The following is a 339-nucleotide window of genomic DNA, read 5'->3' on the forward strand; positions in this document are numbered from 1 at the left end:
CAATCTCGTCATGAAATAAATCTTTAATCGCACACAGATAAATATATTTGTTTGGTCCCTTTTCCACTGGTAAATAGGTAATATCAATCGCAAACTTTATTCCAGGTTTCTTCGCTTGAAAGTTGCGGTTTAATAGATTAGGTACTTTTTTATTTATTTCGTTACGCTTGACAGAACGCCTTTGACGGATTTTACAACGAATACCATATTTCCGCATGATCTTGGATACACGCCTCTCTCCAACCTCAATGCCATATTCATCTTTTAATGCCATTTTCATTCTTTTTCTCCCCAACGTACCACGATGTTTATGATGTAATTTGATGATGTAGTTGTATA

General features: G+C 35.1%; 1 protein-coding gene. It reads right to left on the minus strand.

What is annotated here, in order from left to right; all coding sequences use genetic code 11:
• On the minus strand, nt 1-280 hold a 280-nt coding region (locus tag BTM36_RS00090), incomplete at its 3' end, for an IS3 family transposase (RefSeq protein ID WP_254426880.1).
• Between the last annotated feature and the right edge of the window lie 59 nt (nt 281-339).

The organism is Herbaspirillum sp. VT-16-41 (assembly GCF_001994935.1).
Taxonomy (GTDB): domain Bacteria; phylum Pseudomonadota; class Gammaproteobacteria; order Burkholderiales; family Burkholderiaceae_D; genus Herbaspirillum; species Herbaspirillum frisingense.